The organism is Nocardia farcinica (assembly GCF_001182745.1).
Classification (GTDB): domain Bacteria; phylum Actinomycetota; class Actinomycetes; order Mycobacteriales; family Mycobacteriaceae; genus Nocardia; species Nocardia farcinica.
Genome location: NZ_LN868938.1, coordinates 3,207,089 through 3,221,669, shown reverse-complemented (window position 1 = coordinate 3,221,669; position 14,581 = coordinate 3,207,089). Strand labels below are relative to the sequence as shown.

The 14,581-nt window shown below is 70.1% G+C and carries 18 protein-coding genes; 10 read left to right on the top strand and 8 right to left on the bottom strand.

All coding sequences use genetic code 11. The annotated features are described in order from the left end of the window. Position 1 precedes the first annotated feature (1 nt). Positions 2 to 331 carry an acyl-CoA carboxylase subunit epsilon gene (locus AMO33_RS15305; RefSeq protein WP_060593030.1) on the bottom strand — a complete coding sequence of 110 codons (330 nt, stop codon included), beginning with the start codon at positions 329 to 331 and terminating at the stop codon, positions 2 to 4. 100 nt (positions 332 to 431) lie between these two features. Further along, on the bottom strand, positions 432 to 2,072 hold the full coding sequence (locus AMO33_RS15300; RefSeq protein WP_060593029.1) for an acyl-CoA carboxylase subunit beta: 1,641 nt from the start codon (positions 2,070 to 2,072) through the stop codon (positions 432 to 434). 153 nt (positions 2,073 to 2,225) lie between these two features. Here AMO33_RS15300 and AMO33_RS15295 point away from each other — a divergent pair, with 153 nt between their 5' ends. The 4 genes from AMO33_RS15295 (at position 2,226) to AMO33_RS15280 (ending at position 5,645) form a co-directional block, all read left to right on the top strand. Continuing rightward, entirely contained in the window at positions 2,226 to 3,047 is an 822-nt protein-coding gene (locus AMO33_RS15295; protein ID WP_060593028.1) for a biotin--[acetyl-CoA-carboxylase] ligase, read from the top strand. A gap of 91 nt (positions 3,048 to 3,138) precedes the next feature. Beyond that, complete coding sequence (locus AMO33_RS15290) at positions 3,139 to 3,642, top strand: PH domain-containing protein (protein WP_060593027.1); 504 nt, start codon at positions 3,139 to 3,141, stop codon at positions 3,640 to 3,642. A gap of 16 nt (positions 3,643 to 3,658) precedes the next feature. Continuing rightward, entirely contained in the window at positions 3,659 to 4,336 is a 678-nt protein-coding gene (locus AMO33_RS15285; protein ID WP_011207527.1) for a response regulator transcription factor, read from the top strand. A gap of 1 nt (position 4,337) precedes the next feature. Then, the gene (locus AMO33_RS15280; RefSeq protein ID WP_060593026.1) at positions 4,338 to 5,645 is read left to right on the top strand and encodes a sensor histidine kinase; all 1,308 of its coding nucleotides are present in this window, start codon (positions 4,338 to 4,340) and stop codon (positions 5,643 to 5,645) included. On the opposite strand, the gene AMO33_RS15275 is transcribed toward AMO33_RS15280, so the two are convergent. Continuing rightward, positions 5,646 to 6,188, bottom strand: a complete 543-nt coding sequence (locus AMO33_RS15275; protein ID WP_011207529.1) for a GtrA family protein — start codon at positions 6,186 to 6,188, stop codon at positions 5,646 to 5,648. Positions 6,189 to 6,245: 57 nt separating this feature from the next. Between AMO33_RS15275 and AMO33_RS15270 the strand changes: the two genes are divergently transcribed. Next, positions 6,246 to 7,448, top strand: a complete 1,203-nt coding sequence (locus tag AMO33_RS15270) for a 5-(carboxyamino)imidazole ribonucleotide synthase (protein WP_041559875.1) — start codon at positions 6,246 to 6,248, stop codon at positions 7,446 to 7,448. Position 7,449: 1 nt separating this feature from the next. Then, a complete protein-coding gene (purE, locus tag AMO33_RS15265) occupies positions 7,450 to 7,956 on the top strand; it encodes a 5-(carboxyamino)imidazole ribonucleotide mutase (RefSeq protein WP_373862086.1) in 507 nt (168 codons plus the stop codon). A 10-nt stretch (positions 7,957 to 7,966) separates the two neighbouring features. On the opposite strand, the gene AMO33_RS15260 is transcribed toward purE, so the two are convergent. Further along, positions 7,967 to 8,524, bottom strand: coding sequence for a PIN domain-containing protein (locus tag AMO33_RS15260; RefSeq protein ID WP_011207532.1), 558 nt, complete (start codon positions 8,522 to 8,524; stop codon positions 7,967 to 7,969). Continuing rightward, the gene (locus AMO33_RS15255) at positions 8,524 to 8,982 is read right to left on the bottom strand and encodes a helix-turn-helix domain-containing protein (protein ID WP_050767956.1); all 459 of its coding nucleotides are present in this window, start codon (positions 8,980 to 8,982) and stop codon (positions 8,524 to 8,526) included. Before AMO33_RS15255 ends, AMO33_RS15260 begins: the two co-directional genes overlap by 1 nt. Before the next feature lie 99 nt (positions 8,983 to 9,081). On the opposite strand from AMO33_RS15255, the gene AMO33_RS15250 reads away from it, so the two are divergent. Next, positions 9,082 to 9,765 carry a TetR family transcriptional regulator gene (locus tag AMO33_RS15250; protein ID WP_060593024.1) on the top strand — a complete coding sequence of 228 codons (684 nt, stop codon included), beginning with the start codon at positions 9,082 to 9,084 and terminating at the stop codon, positions 9,763 to 9,765. 173 nt (positions 9,766 to 9,938) lie between these two features. Further along, positions 9,939 to 11,099 carry an acyl-CoA dehydrogenase gene (locus AMO33_RS15245; RefSeq protein ID WP_011207535.1) on the top strand — a complete coding sequence of 387 codons (1,161 nt, stop codon included), beginning with the start codon at positions 9,939 to 9,941 and terminating at the stop codon, positions 11,097 to 11,099. A gap of 60 nt (positions 11,100 to 11,159) precedes the next feature. On the opposite strand, the gene AMO33_RS15240 is transcribed toward AMO33_RS15245, so the two are convergent. Together AMO33_RS15240 and AMO33_RS15235 are read right to left on the bottom strand one after the other, a co-directional pair. After that, on the bottom strand, positions 11,160 to 11,447 hold the full coding sequence (locus AMO33_RS15240; protein ID WP_041559878.1) for a GNAT family N-acetyltransferase: 288 nt from the start codon (positions 11,445 to 11,447) through the stop codon (positions 11,160 to 11,162). Positions 11,448 to 11,490: 43 nt separating this feature from the next. Then, the gene (locus AMO33_RS15235; RefSeq protein WP_041559879.1) at positions 11,491 to 12,849 is read right to left on the bottom strand and encodes an FAD-binding oxidoreductase; all 1,359 of its coding nucleotides are present in this window, start codon (positions 12,847 to 12,849) and stop codon (positions 11,491 to 11,493) included. Positions 12,850 to 13,052: 203 nt separating this feature from the next. Between AMO33_RS15235 and AMO33_RS15230 the strand changes: the two genes are divergently transcribed. Continuing rightward, positions 13,053 to 13,361, top strand: coding sequence for a hypothetical protein (locus AMO33_RS15230; RefSeq protein ID WP_011207538.1), 309 nt, complete (start codon positions 13,053 to 13,055; stop codon positions 13,359 to 13,361). Between the two features lie 68 nt (positions 13,362 to 13,429). Further along, positions 13,430 to 13,897: a GtrA family protein gene (locus tag AMO33_RS15225; RefSeq protein ID WP_060593023.1), complete on the top strand. Its 468-nt coding sequence runs from the start codon at positions 13,430 to 13,432 to the stop codon at positions 13,895 to 13,897. Positions 13,898 to 13,940: 43 nt separating this feature from the next. On the opposite strand, the gene AMO33_RS15220 is transcribed toward AMO33_RS15225, so the two are convergent. After that, the gene (locus AMO33_RS15220) at positions 13,941 to 14,579 is read right to left on the bottom strand and encodes a Type 1 glutamine amidotransferase-like domain-containing protein (protein ID WP_060593022.1); all 639 of its coding nucleotides are present in this window, start codon (positions 14,577 to 14,579) and stop codon (positions 13,941 to 13,943) included. Between the last annotated feature and the right edge of the window lie 2 nt (positions 14,580 to 14,581).

Here is a 14,581-nt window from a genome sequence, read left to right as displayed (position 1 = left end):
GTCAGCGCAGCTGCGACAGCTGCGGGAACGCGTACGGCGAGAAGGGCGACGTCCCGCGGTGCATGAGGGTCGGCCTGCCCCACATGTCGAGGGGCCGGGCCGGACCGGAGTCCTGGCCGCCGTTGCCCGCCGCCGCCGCGAATACGCACACCAGCGCGGCGATTTCCGCATCGGTGGGTGAGCCCTTGAGGATGCGCAGGAACGGAGCCGCACCGGCCTCCGCCGTCGGCGCGTCGGTGCTCGCTTCGCTCTCGGCCGCGTCGGTGACCGGTTCGACGGCGAGATCCAGCTCGGCGGCGGTCAACACCTCTTCTTCTGCCACGGTCGTCACAGTGCCAGATCCTCTCTCTATCTCGATCAGGCGTGTTCCCTCGGATCGGCTCATCGCCTCTCGTTACCAGTGTGCGCGGCCTACCGAGGGTATCGCTTATTCAGAGCGGGATGTTGCCGTGTTTCTTCGGCGGCAGAGTGACCATCTTGCGCTCGAGCAGACGCAGCGCCGAGACGATCTGGCCCCGGGTGTGCGAGGGCGGGATGACCGCGTCGACGTACCCGCGCTCGGCGGCGACGTAGGGGTTCACGAGGGTGTCCTCGTACTCGTTCTGGAGCTCGAGCCGCAGCGCATCGACGTCGGCGCCGTCCTTGGCGGCCTGCTGCAACTGCTTGCGGTAGACGAACCCGACGGCGCCGGAGGCACCCATCACGGCGATCTGCGCGGTCGGCCAGGCGAGGTTCACATCGGCGCCCATGTGCTTGGAACCCATCACGTCGTAGGCGCCGCCGTAGGCCTTGCGGGTGATGATCGTGATCTTGCCCACAGTGGCCTCGCCGTAGGCGTAGAGCAGCTTCGCGCCGCGGCGGATGATGCCGTTGTACTCCTGGCCGGTGCCGGGCAGGAAACCGGGCACGTCCACCAGCGTGATGATCGGGACGTTGAACGCGTCGCAGGTGCGCACGAACCGTGCCGCCTTCTCCGAGGCGTCGATGTCGAGGCAGCCGGCGAACTGGGTCGGCTGGTTGGCCACGATGCCCACGCTGCGGCCGTCGATGCGCCCGAAGCCGACGATGATGTTCATCGCGCGCTCGGCCTGCACCTCGAGGAACTCGTCGTCGTCGAGCAGGCGACGGATGACCTCGTGCATGTCGTAGGGCTGGTTCGGCGAGTCCGGGATGATCGTGTCCAGCTCGAGGTCCTCGTCGGTGAGCGAGTCCTCGATGGCGCCCTCGATCGGGTCGGAGGCCGGGAACCGCGGCGGCTCGGCACGGTTGTTGCTCGGCAGGTAGGACAGCAGATCCTTGACGTAGTCCAGGGCGTCCTGCTCGCCGGAGGCGACGTAGTGGGCCACACCGGACTTCACCATGTGGGTGTGGGCGCCGCCCAGCTCCTCCATGGTGACTTCCTCGCCGGTGACGGTCTTGATGACGTCGGGACCGGTGACGAACATCTGGCTGGTCTGGTCGACCATCACCACGAAGTCGGTGAGCGCGGGGGAGTAGACGTGCCCGCCCGCGGCCGGGCCCATGATCAGCGAGATCTGCGGGATCACGCCGGAGGCCTGGATGTTGCGGTGGAAGATCTCGCCGTAGAGGCCGAGCGAGACCACGCCCTCCTGGATGCGCGCGCCCGCGCCCTCGTTGATGCCGATCAGCGGACGGCCGGTCTTGAGCGCCAGGTCCATGACCTTGACGATCTTCTCGCCGTAGACCTCGCCGAGGCTGCCGCCGAAGACGGTGACGTCCTGGCTGAAGATGCAGACGTCGCGGCCGTCGATGGTGCCGTAGCCGGTGACCACGCCGTCGCCCAGCGGGCGGTTGTTCTCCAGGCCGAAGTTGACGCTGCGGTGCCGGGCCAACGCGTCGAGCTCGACGAACGAGCCTTCGTCGAGCAGCGCCAGGATGCGCTCGCGGGCGGTCATCTTGCCCTTCGCGTGCACCTTGTCGACCACGGCCTCACCCATCGGGTGTTTGGCCTCTTCCAGCCGATTCCGCAGGTCAGCCAGCTTCCCGGCGGTGGTGTGGATATCGGGGGAGCCCGCCGAACCTGATGCGGACTGCTGCTGGACACTCGTCATGGCTTCGGAGTGTAACCAGAGACAGGAATGGTCTGTAACGGCGCGGGGGCTACCCGTGAGTAGAAAAGCGCAGGTCGAACCCCACGTCGAGCCCTCTTGCCACGGCTCTGCCCTGCGCGAATGATCCCTCCGGCCCGGCGGTAGCCTCACCGTGTGCAAAGCCCTTCGTCGGATGCGTCACGGCGCCCGCCCCTGGATGTGACCCGGCTGCGGCGCGGTGTCGAATCACCGGAGTTGTCGTTGTTCTCGCGGGTCGAGGTGGTCGAGGCCACCGGATCGACCAACGCCGACCTGATCGCGCGGGCGAGCGACCCCGGCGCGGCGGGCACCGTCCTGCTCGCCGAGACGCAGCAGGCCGGGCGCGGCAGGCACGCCCGCAGCTGGACCAGCCCGCCGCGTGCGCAGATCGCCATGTCGATGCTGGTGCGCCCGCGCGGGCTCGAGCCCGCGGTGCTCGGCTGGCTGCCGCTGCTGACCGGGGTGGCCGTGGTGGACGCGCTGCGCGCCGCCGCGGGCGTGCCCGCGGATCTCAAGTGGCCCAACGACGTGCTCATCGGCGGGCGCAAGGTCGCGGGCATCCTGGCCGAGGTCGCCGCGAGCGGCGGCACTCCCGCGGTGGTGGTCGGCGTCGGCGTCAACGTCAGCCTCTCGGCGGCGGAACTGCCCGTGCCCCATGCCATCTCGCTCGAGCTCGCCGGTGCGGCCCAGGTGGACCGCACCGCGGTGGTGCTGGCGATCCTCGCCGAGTTCTCCCGCCGGTTCGACGCCTGGCGCCAGGCGGGCTGGGACACCACCGAACTCGCGGCCGCCTACCGGGAGCGGTGCGCCACCATCGGCGCCCAGGTCATGGCCGAACTGCCGGGTGGGCGCACGCTCACCGGCATCGCCACCGGCATCGACGACGCCGGGCGTTTGCTGATCGGCGACGACGCGGTCTCCGCGGGCGACGTCACGCATCTGCGCGGACAGTACTGAGTTCGCGCGACCGGCGAAATCCGCTGTGATGGCCCGTGTCACGGGCCGGGTTGCCGGGCGCGTGACGGTCGCGAGAGTAGGGTTTGCCCACATGGGTTACCCGGAGGATGTGCTCGCGCCCGACGAGCACCTGATACTCCACCGCCATCCGCATTGGAAGATGCTGTTCTGGCCCATCGTGACGCTCATCGTCGCCACGGCCCTCGCAGGATTCGCCGGCGGACTCGCCTACCGCACCACCGAGGGCACGCTGCGGACCGCGCTGTTGATCCTGGTGCCCGCGCTGTGGGCGGTTGTGGTGGTGTGGCGCGTGGTCGCGCCCGTGCTCGCCTGGAAGTCAACGCATTTCATCGTCACCGAGCGCCGGGTGCTGGTGCGGCAGGGCGTGGTGACCCACACCGGCATCGACATCCCGATGAGCCGCATCTCCAGCGTGCAGTTCCGCCACGGGCTCTTCGACCGGCTGCTCGGGACCGGCACCCTGATCATCGGCTCGTCGTCGGAGGAGCCGCTGGAATACGACGACATCCCGGCCGTGCAGAAGGTGCACGCGCTGCTCTACTACCAGGTGTTCGAGGCGCAGCGCGAGCACTGAACCGTAATCTGGTGGCATGACCGCCGTACTCCTGGCCGAAGACGACGAGGCCATCGCCGCCCCGCTGTCGCGCGCCCTGGGGCGGGAGGGCTACACCGTCACCGTGGAGAGCTTCGGCCCGGCCGTGCTGCGCCGGGCCCTGGAGGGCAATCACGATCTGCTCATCCTCGACCTCGGCCTGCCCGGAATGGACGGGCTCGAGGTGTGCCGCCAGGTCCGGGCCCGCGGCGCCGACCTGGCGGTGCTGATGCTCACCGCGCGCACCGACGAGGTCGACTTCGTGGTCGGCTTGGACGCCGGTGCCGACGACTACGTGGGCAAACCCTTCCGGCTCGCCGAACTGCTCGCCCGGGTCCGGGCCTTGTTGCGGCGCAGCGGCATCGGTGACGAGGCGGTGGAGGTCGGCGGCATCCGGCTGGAGCCGGCCGCGCGGCGGGTGCTGGTCAACGGCGTCGAGGTCGGTCTGGCGAACAAGGAATACGAGCTGCTCAAGGTGCTGATCGACCGGGCGGGCCAGGTGGTGCCGCGCGAGACGATCCTGCGCGAGGTCTGGGGCGACGCCGAACTGCGCGGGTCCAAGACCCTCGACATGCACATGTCGTGGTTGCGCCGCAAGATCGGCGACGAGGGCCCGATGGCCGAACGCCGCATCGTCACGGTGCGCGGTGTCGGCTTCCGGCTGAACACGGACTGACGTGCGCCGCCGGATCCTGCGGTCCATGCTGGCCGTGCTGACCATCACCACGGTCGTGCTCGGCGTGCCGCTGACCTACCTGGCGTGGCTGTGGGTGGAGGACATCACCCGCAACGATCTGCGCAATCGCCTGGACCGCATCGCCGCCGAGGTGGTGGCCCAGGAAGGTGTCGACGGGATGGTGCACGGCGGGCTCGACGTGCGGGCGGTACGTGCGCTGGTGCCGGTGAACGGCAAGCTGACCGTCGTCTATCCGGCCCCCCAGGACAACGCCTCCCGGGTCGACCTCGGCGCGGCACACGTCGACGATCCGCTGGTGGAGTCGCTGGCCATGGGCACCTCGGGTTCGCTGCGGCTCGAGGTGCCCGCGGCGCCGATGAAGGAGATGCAGCGCCAGGCGGTCGCGGTGGTGGCGTTGGCGGTGCTGGCCTCGCTCGGCGCCGCCGCCAGTGTCGCGGTGGTCACCGCGCGCCGGGTCGCCGACCCGCTGCGTGACGTCGCGGCCCGGGCGGCGCGCCTGGCGATGGGCGATTTCCGTCCCGATCCGCGCAGGCACGGCATCGCCGAACTCGACCGCGTCTCCGACGTGCTCGACTCGGCGACGGTGGAGATCGCCGGCCGCCTGCAACGCGAGCACGCGCTCGTCGCCGACGTCTCCCATCAGCTGCGCAGCAGGCTCACCGCGGTGCGGTTGCGGCTGGACGAGCTGTCCGCGCACACCGACCCGGAGGTGGTGCACGAGGCCGAGGAGGCGATGGCGCAGGTCGACCGGCTCACCGAGGCCATCGACGATCTGGTGCGCGCCTCCCGCGACGAGGACGCCGCCGACCGCGACCCCATCGCGGTGCTGGAGGAGCTGCGCGGTGTCGTCGAGGAGTGGAAGCACCCCTTCGACGAGGCGGGCCGTGCCCTACTGCTGGCCGGGGACGAGACGCTGCGTGCGCCGGTGACCGCGTCCCGGCTGCGCGAGGCGGTGACCGTGCTGGTCGACAACGCGCTCATGCACGGCGACGGCACCTGCACCGTCTCGGTGCGCTCGGTGCGCCCCGGCTACGGCCGCGAGCCGCTGGTGTGCGTGGAGGTCGCCGACGAAGGGGAGGGTGTGCGCGACGAACTCGCCCCGCACATCTTCGATCGCGGCTTCTCCGCGGGCGGTTCGACCGGCGTCGGCCTCGCGCTGGCGCGCGCCCTTATCGAGGCCGACGGCGGCAGGCTCGAACTGCAGCGCCGTCGCCCCGCGTTGTTCCGGGTGTTCCTGGGGTCCTCCGCGCCGAACCGGCCGGTCGCGATCACCCCCGAGCCGCGTTGATCAGCTGCGCCCGAGCTGCTCTTCCTCCATGAGCTCCTCGAGCTCGGCCTCCAGTTCCCCCATCTCGTCGGGGAACACCCAGCGGCGCATGGCCCAGAACCGGAACGCCATCTGCAGCAGGTTGCCGATGATGAAGGCGCTGACGAAATCGGCGATGTTCTCCACGGTGAAACTGACCGCGGGTTGCCGCAGGTCGAACACGTAGCTCGAGATCCACAGCGGGATGTTGCTCAACGCCACGCCGATGCCGCTGACCACGAAGAACAGCAGGGCCTCGTGATGGCGCTCGCGGCCGCCGCGATTCTTGAACGACCATTCGCGGTTGAGCACGTAGGAGGCGATCACGGCGACGACGCCGGAGATGATCTTGGCGGTGACCGGCTTCTCGGTGAGCACGGTCCACTTCAGGGCATAGAAGATGCCGCTGTCGATGACGAAGGTGGTGGCCCCGACGATGGCGAACTTGATCAGCTCGTGGTGGCGGTAGGCGATCTCCCGCAAGGGCTCGGGGAGGACGCTGACCGCGTCGTCGGCAATGGACACGAGTGCCGAGTGTACCGGTAGGGGTCCCGCGGACCCGACGTGACAAGATTGCATGACGTGAGCACCCGTAGCTTCGATCCCGCGACCATGCCCACCGTCACCATGATCGGCGGCGGGCAGTTGGCACGGATGACCCACCAGGCCGCGATCGCCCTCGGCCAGCGGCTGCGGGTACTGGCCGAGAAGGTCGACGACCCGGCCGCCCAGGTCAGTCCCGAGGTCGTGCTCGGTTCGCACACCGATCTGGCCGCGCTGCGCAAGGCGGCCGTCGGCTCGCACGCGCTGACCTTCGACCACGAGCACGTGCCGACCGAACATCTCGAGGTGCTGGTCGCCGAGGGCGTCAACGTCGCGCCGCCGCCCACCGCGCTGGTCTACGCCCAGGACAAGCTGGCCATGCGCACCCGGCTCGCGGAACTCGGCCTGCCGGTACCCGCGTTCACCGCCGTCACCGCGCCCGCCGAGGCGATCGCCTTCGGCGACGAGCACGGCTGGCCGTTCGTGCTCAAGGCCGTCCGCGGCGGCTACGACGGGCGCGGGGTGTGGATGCCCGCCGACGCCACCGAGGCCGAGCGGCTGGTCACCGACCAGCTCGCCCGCGGCACCCGGTTGCTGGCCGAGGCGAAGGTGGACCTGCGTCGTGAGCTGTCGGCGATGGTGGCCCGCTCGCCCTTCGGGCAGGCCGCGACCTGGCCGGTGGTGGAGACCGTGCAGCGCAACGGGCAGTGCGCGGTGGTCATCGCGCCCGCGCCCGATCTGCCCGACGAGATCGCGACCGCGGCGGAGACGATGGCGCTGAACCTGGCTCGTGAACTCGGCGTCGTCGGGGTGATGGCGGTCGAGCTGTTCGAGACCCACGCGGGCGAGCTGCTGGTCAACGAGCTGGCCATGCGTCCGCACAACTCCGGCCACTGGGGCATGGACGGCGCCCGGACCGGTCAGTTCGAGCAGCACCTGCGCGCGGTGCTGGACTATCCGCTCGGCGACACCGCGCCGCTGGCGCCGGTCACCGTGATGGCGAACATCCTCGGCGCGCCCGAGGCGCCGGCGATGTCGATGGACGAGCGGCTGCACCACCTGTTCGCCCGGATGCCCGAGGCCAAGGTGCACCTGTACGGCAAGGGGGAGCGGCCCGACCGCAAGATCGGGCACGTCAACGTGCTCGGCGACGACGTCGCCGTGGTGCGGGAGAAAGCAGAGCGGGCGGCGCACTGGATGTCGCACGCCGTTTGGACCGACGGATGGGATCCGCATGAGTGAGATGGACACCGCAGGCCCGGCCGTGGGGCTGATCATGGGCAGCGACTCGGACTGGCCGACGATGGAGGCCGCCGCCGAGGCGCTGGCCGAGTTCGGCGTCCGGTTCGAGGTGGGTGTCGTCTCCGCGCACCGCACCCCGCAGCGCATGCTCGACTACGCGCGCCGGGCCGCGGACCGCGGGGTGAAGGTGATCATCGCCGGTGCGGGCGGCGCCGCCCACCTGCCGGGCATGGTCGCCTCCGCCACCCCGCTGCCGGTGATCGGCGTGCCCGTGCCGCTGAAGTACCTCGACGGCATGGACTCCCTGCTGTCCATCGTGCAGATGCCCGCGGGCGTGCCCGTGGCCACCGTCTCCATCGGCGGCGCCCGCAACGCCGGCCTGCTCGCCGTCCGCATCCTCGCCGCCCCCGACCCCACCCTGCGCGCCCGCATGGAACAGTTCCAGGCCGACCTGGAAAAACTCGTCCTCGACAAGGACGAGGCCCTCCGCACCAAACTCCTCGGCTGAACCGGACGGTTTACCGCCCAGTCCGCAACGCGGCGACGGATTCGACCAAGCCGGCGCTCTCGAGTGCCTCGAGCACGTCGTCGACGGTCTCGGGAGGGTTGCGGCGAGAATCCGCGATCTGTTGGACGCAGGCCCACACCACGCGATCGTCGAGGTGCACTTGGTCGAGGACGAACTCGTCCGGGCCTCGTGCCTCGATGTCCCACTGCCGCAGCTGGGCAGCGGGGAAGTCGGCCAGGTTGGCGGTGACTATCACCTGGGCGCCCGCCTTGATCGCGGCCGCCAGCACGTGCCGGTCGTCGGGGTCGGGTAACCGGAGTCCGGCGATCAACGGCTCGTAACCCTCGACCAGGCAATCGGGTACGGCCGCGACGATCAGTTCGCGCAGGCGGTTCAGCTTGGATTCGGCGATGTCGGGTCGCTTCGCCGCTAGTGTCCGCATGGTCTCGTCGAGGATCGCATCGGTCCATTTCGCCTGGACGACCCCGGATCGAGCGAGGCGGATCAGCATGTCGCGCAGCGTGTTGCCGTAGAGAACATTCGCGTCGTACAGGGCGATGAACGGCATCAGATGCCGAGCTCCTGACCGAGGTCGGACAATTCGTCGGCGGCGGCGCGGCTGTGTCCCTCGCTACGCCGCTGGTACTCCTTCAAGTCATCGAACCTGATGCGGCGGTGGGTGCCCACCAGTCGGAACGGGATCTCGCCCGATTCCAGGAGCCCGACGACATAGGGGCGGGAGACGTTCAGAATGTCCGCAGCCTGCTGGGTGGTCAGTTCGGCGTTGGACGGAACGAGGGACACGCCTCGTCCGGCGGCCGCTTGGGCGAGGATGAACGCAACCATGTCCACCACGGCACGCGGCAGAACCAGCGGCTCGTCCGGCCCCGTTTCCGCGGTTACCGGGACCGTTTCTTCGGCGGGGTGCTTTACCAGGTAGTCCTTGATCCGCCGCATCGCTCGGGCGGCGAGCTCGGCGTCGATGGTGCCTGGCTCGATGCGTTTGGCTGCGTGGGTTGGAGACATCGCACACACCTCCTCGCTATCCGAATATACGCAATAAACGAAATATTCGAAACGTTCTCGGTCGGGGAAGCCCGGTCGTCCAGCCGATACGGTTGGGGGGTGAGCGAGGAGAGTGGGCGGGCGCGGGTGGGTGTGGATCCGGCGCGGTTCCGGTTGACGGTGGTGGATCAGGCGCTGCGGCTGTTCGCCGACAAGGGGTACGAGGCGACCACGGTCGACGAGATCGCGGAGGCGGCGGGGATCTCGCGGCGCACCTTCTTCCGGCAGTTCCGGTCCAAGGAGGACGTGATCTTCGCCGATCACGAGGCGCAGCTGGCCGCGGCGTCGGCGTTCCTGGAGGCGGCGCAGGGCGATCCGTGGGACGCCGTGTGCGAGGCCGTCGTGCAGGTCTTCGAGCGGTTCACCCAGTGGCGCGACATCGCCGCGCGCCGGTATCGCGTGGTGCGACGCGTGCCCGCGTTGCGCGAGCGCGAGATCGTCACGGTGTTCCGCTACGAGCGGCTGTTCACCGACTACCTGCGCGACCGGCTGCCGGATTCGCCCGATCTGGCCCGGGTCCAGTTCACCGCCGCGGTGACCGCCACGCACAACTACCTGTTGCGGCGCATGGTGCGGGGCGAGTCCGACGCCGGGGCGGCGGATCTGCGGGTGGAGCTGGCCGCCATTCCGCGCGGCACCGAGCGCCCGGCCGCGTCCGACGAACTGGTGGTGGCGGTGTTCCCGCGGGATCTGCCGCCGCGTCGCGTCGCCGACCTGCTCACCCGCAGACTGGGTAGTCTGTGATCGGGCGCACGGCCCCGGTGTGACACCGAGTGCCATAACGTATCCCCAAGTGCCTCCCTGGTTGTGCGTATACTGGGAGGCGGCATGGCACTGAGTGCCGAGATGCACGGTGCCGATGTGCCGAGAGGCTGCTGACCGCGGCGAGACCCACCCGAAACCCAGGAGCGTGCCCGATGGCGGGAAACCCCGATTTCGATCTGTTCAAGCTCGAAGACTTCCATGACGAACTGCGTGCGGCCATCCGCGCGCTGGCGGAGAAGGAGATCGCGCCCTACGCCAAGGACGTCGACGGCAACTCGCGCTTCCCCGAGGAGGCGCTGAGCGCGCTCAACGCCGCGGGCTTCAACGCCGTGCACGTGCCCGACGCCTACGGCGGGCAGGGTGCCGACTCGGTCGCCACCTGCATCGTGATCGAGGAGGTCGCCCGCGTCTGTGGTTCGTCCTCGCTCATCCCCGCGGTCAACAAGCTCGGCACCATGGGCCTGATCCTCAACGGCTCCGAGGAGCTCAAGCAGAAGGTGCTGCCCGACATCGTCAACGGCGAGATGGCCTCCTACGCGCTGTCCGAGCGTGAGGCGGGCTCCGACGCCGCGAGCATGCGCACCCGCGCCCGCCAGGACGGCGACGACTGGATCCTCAACGGTTCCAAGTGCTGGATCACCAACGGCGGCAAGTCGTCCTGGTACACCGTGATGGCGGTGACCGACCCCGACAAGGGCGCCAACGGCATCTCCGCGTTCATGGTCCACAAGGACGACGAGGGCTTCGTGGTCGGCCCGCTCGAGCACAAGCTCGGCATCAAGGGTTCGCCGACCGCCGAACTGTACTTCGAGAACTGCCGCATCCCGGGCGACCGCATCATCGGCGAGCCCGGCACCGGCTTCAAGACCGCGCTGCAGACCCTCGACCACACCCGCCCGACCATCGGCGCGCAGGCCGTCGGCCTGGCCCAGGGTGCGCTCGACGCCGCGATCGCCTACACCAAGGACCGCAAGCAGTTCGGCCAGGCCATCGCCGATTTCCAGAACACCCAGTTCATGCTGGCCGACATGGCGATGAAGATCGAGGCGGCCCGTCTCATGGTCTACACCTCGGCCGCCCGTGCCGAGCGCGGTGAGAAGAACCTCGGCTTCATCTCCGCCGCCGCCAAGTGCTTCGCCTCCGATGTGGCGATGGAGGTCACCACCAACGCCGTGCAGCTCTTCGGCGGCGCGGGCTACACCACCGACTTCCCGGTCGAGCGCATGATGCGCGACGCGAAGATCACTCAGATCTACGAGGGCACCAACCAGATCCAGCGCGTGGTCATGAGCCGCGCCCTGCTGCGCGGCTGACCCGCCCGACGCGAAGGGGTGGCCCGGAACCTCCGGGCCACCCCTTGTGCTCGTCGATCCCTACGGGGCGAGCAGGTCGGCGTATTCGCGGTGCTCGGCGATGAACTTCTCCACATACCAGCAGGTGGGGACGACCGTGAAGCCCGCGGCCCTGGTGTCGTCGAGGGCGTATTCGACGACCTTGCCCGCGATGCCCTGCCCGCGGAACTCCGGGAAGGTGATCGTGTGGTGGAAGTCGCGGACCTTGGCGTCCTCCCGCTCGGCGTAGTCGGCGTACCCGGCGAGGGTGTCGTCGACGTAGATCTCGTAGCGGGTGTCGGCGGCGTTGTGCTCGAGCCTGGTCGTCATGATCGGATGCAACTCCTTCGCTGGCGGGAATGTTCCTCGGCGGTCAGAGGATGGCGCCGGGGTTGAGGATGCCGTGTGGGTCGAGGGCGTCCTTGATGCGCTTGGTCAGCGCGATCACGTCCGGCCCGAGCTGATCGGGCAGCCACGCCTTTTTCAAGCGTCCGACACCGTGTTCGCCGGTGATGGTGCCGCCCAGGGCGATCGCCAGCTCCATGATCTCGCCGAAGGCGCGGTGCGCGCGGGCGGTGTTGTCGGCGTCGGTGGGGTCGTGCACGATCAGCGGGTGGGTGTTGCCGTCGCCCGCGTGCGCGATCACCGAGACGGTGACCTCGTTGCGCCGGGCGATCTCGGCGATCCCGGTGACGAGCTCGCCGAGCCGCGGCAGCGGCACCCCGACGTCCTCGAGCAGCAGCGGCCCGAGCCGCTCCACCGCCGGGATGGCGAATCGCCGCGCCGCGGTGAACGCCTCGCCCTCCTGCGCGTCCTCGGTATGGAAAACCTCGGTGGCGCCGGACTTCTCGCATGCCTCGGCCATCAGCTCGGCCTCCCGCGCGGCGAACTCGCCCGGCGCGTCGGAGCGTGCGACCAGCAGCGCGGCGGCCGAGCGGTCCAATCCCATGCGCAATTCGTCCTCGACCGCGTTGATCGCCACGCTGTCCATGAACTCGAGCATCGAGGGCCGGAGCGCGGCGGTGATGGCGAGGATGGCCTCGGTGGCGGCGGACAGGTCGGCGAAGCTCGCCACGACGGTGCTCTGCCGCGGCTGGGCGGGCAACAGGCGCAGGGTGAGTTCGGTGATGATGCCGAGCGTGCCCTCGCTGCCCACGAACAGCTTGGTCAGCGACAAGCCCGCGGAGTCCTTCAGGCGTGGCCCGCCGAGGCGCACCGGGGTGCCGTCGGCGAGCACCACTTCCATGCCGAGGACGTAGTCGGTGGTGACGCCGTACTTCACGCAGCACAGCCCGCCCGCGTTGGTCGCCGCGTTGCCGCCGATCGAACACATCTCGAACGAGGACGGGTCCGGCGGATACCACAGGCCGTACTCGGCGACGGCGCGCTTGACCTCGGCGTTGAGCAGCCCGGGCTGCACCACGGCGGTGCGGGTGACCGGGTCGACGGTGATCGCGCGCATCCGCTCGGTGCTCACCACGATGCCGCCGTCGAGGGCGGTGGCCCCGCCGGACAGCCCGGAGCCCGCCCCGCGCGGCACCACCGGCACCCGATGCTCGTTCGCCCAGCGCAGGGTCGCCACCACATCGGCGGTTCCGGCCGCGCGGACCAGCGCCAGCGGTACGCCGGCGGCGGGATCCTTGGCCCAGTCCTGTCGGTAGGATTCCAGCAGGTCGCGGTCGGTGTGCAGGGCGCCGTCGGACAGCGCGGCAGCAAGGTCGTGCAGGTCCACCCGTGCCACGCTACCCGGAGCGCCCGGTGTTCCGGGCGGGTTGTCCGGATGTGAATTGGTACGCCCGGGCTGGTATTTCGCACGTTGCCGGGCAAGAATCGCCGGGTCGGGTCGTCGGCGAAGCAGGACCGTTGGAAAGCGAGAACGACCTCGGGTAGCAGCGCTCCGCGCGCACCCGGGGATGAGCCCAGAGAGGTTATGCGATGCGCACCGAAGGACCGGACCTCGACCTCGTCGCCGCCGTCTTCGCCGACGATCTCGGCGACACCGCGGTCGACCTCGACACGCTGCGCCGGATCCACGCGGGCGAGTTCGGCCCGTGGGCGGCCGCCCTGGAGGGCTCGGGGTTGTTCGACAAGCAGGCGTTGGAACGGATCGTCGGGCGCTGGCGGCGGGATCCGCGGACCCTGCTGGACGCGCTGCTCGCCGACGCCGACGACGTCACCCGGCGGCGGTGGGCCATGGCCTGGTCGGCCCTCGAGCGTCCCGAACCGGTCAGCCGCATCGGCTGACCGACCGGATCGTCTCCGGTTCGCCCGATGATCATCCGGCCGTCACCTGTCGCTGCCATCCTGGCGGCGTGCCCGCCGCTGTCACCACCGACAACCTCGCCGACCGGTTCAGCGCCTGGTGCGCGGCCGTGGTGCGACGGCTGCCGTGGGGGCTGGACCGGATCGTCCCGCCGACGTTCCTCGGCTTCGCGCTGATCAACAGCGGCACCTTCGGGCTGGATCTGCTGCTGTTGACCGCCATGCACGGTGGTCTGGGCTGGCCCCTGCCGGTGGCGATCTCGATCGCCTACGCCTGCGCGTTCGGCGTGGCCTTCGTGCTCAACCGCACCCTCAACTTCCACTCGCACGCACCGGTCGGCCGTCAGCTGGTCGTCTACGTCGTGGTCGTGGTGGTGAACTATCTCGCGTTCATCCTCGGCGTGGGCAGCGGGCTGGCGGCGGCGGGCCTCGACTACCACCTGGCGCGGCTGGTGGCGGGCGGGTGCGAGGCGATCTACATGTACTCGGCGATGCGCTGGATCGTCTTCCGCCGCTGACCCGTCCGCGCAGGCACGGCCGGGCAGATCGGTCCGGGAGTGCTCACCCCAGCCGTTCGAACTCGTCCCCGTCCACCACCAGTACCTCGTCGTCGGTGAGCGCGTGGTGCGGCACCCCGGCCGCCCGGTACCTCTCGGCGATGCGACGGCACGCGCCGTCCGGGTCGGTGGGGGAGTCGAGATGCGGGACGATCCGGTAGGGCACCAGGCCGAGGCCGTCCCAGCGCGGCGCGACGCCACAGGCCGTGACCACTTCCTGCGGGTCGTCGACGGCGTCGAGCCCGTGCAGGTCGGGCGTGAGCACGCACGCACCGGCGCTGTACCCCGCGTAGGCGAGCCGGTCCTCGGCCAGCAGGGCGGGAATCACGCGGTCGGCCCCGCTGCGAGCGAACTGCGCCCGCAGCACGAAGGTGTTCCCACCCCGCACCCACAGCAGCGGGAACTCCCGTAGCCGCCGCTCCAGCGCCGCGGGCTGTCCGAGGTGGTCCCGCAGGTCGACCACCTCGGGGGCGTAGCCCGCCCGCCGCAGCGGCACCAGGTCGCTGGTCACCGCCGCTTGCCAGGCGCTCGGCCAGGCGTCACAGGCGTTGGGCACCACCGCGACCCGGCCCGGCCCGCCGACGAGCCGGGCCAGCCGCTGCGCGTGCCGCCCGAAGCGGTAACTCGCCAGGAACAGGCGCACGG

Bases quoted from the DNA above. Each gene is read 5' to 3' on its own strand.
- AMO33_RS15300 (WP_060593029.1), bottom strand. From the start codon at position 2,072: ATGACGAGTGTCCAGCAGCAGTCCGCATCAGGTTCGGCGGGCTCCCCC.
- AMO33_RS15290 (WP_060593027.1), top strand. From the start codon at position 3,139: ATGGGTTACCCGGAGGATGTGCTCGCGCCCGACGAGCACCTGATACTC.
- AMO33_RS15285 (WP_011207527.1), top strand. From the start codon at position 3,659: ATGACCGCCGTACTCCTGGCCGAAGACGACGAGGCCATCGCCGCCCCG.
- purE (WP_373862086.1), top strand. From the start codon at position 7,450: ATGGACACCGCAGGCCCGGCCGTGGGGCTGATCATGGGCAGCGACTCG.
- AMO33_RS15260 (WP_011207532.1), bottom strand. From the start codon at position 8,524: ATGCCGTTCATCGCCCTGTACGACGCGAATGTTCTCTACGGCAACACG.
- AMO33_RS15255 (WP_050767956.1), bottom strand. From the start codon at position 8,982: ATGTCTCCAACCCACGCAGCCAAACGCATCGAGCCAGGCACCATCGAC.
- AMO33_RS15245 (WP_011207535.1), top strand. From the start codon at position 9,939: ATGGCGGGAAACCCCGATTTCGATCTGTTCAAGCTCGAAGACTTCCAT.
- AMO33_RS15240 (WP_041559878.1), bottom strand. From the start codon at position 11,447: ATGACGACCAGGCTCGAGCACAACGCCGCCGACACCCGCTACGAGATC.
- AMO33_RS15230 (WP_011207538.1), top strand. From the start codon at position 13,053: ATGCGCACCGAAGGACCGGACCTCGACCTCGTCGCCGCCGTCTTCGCC.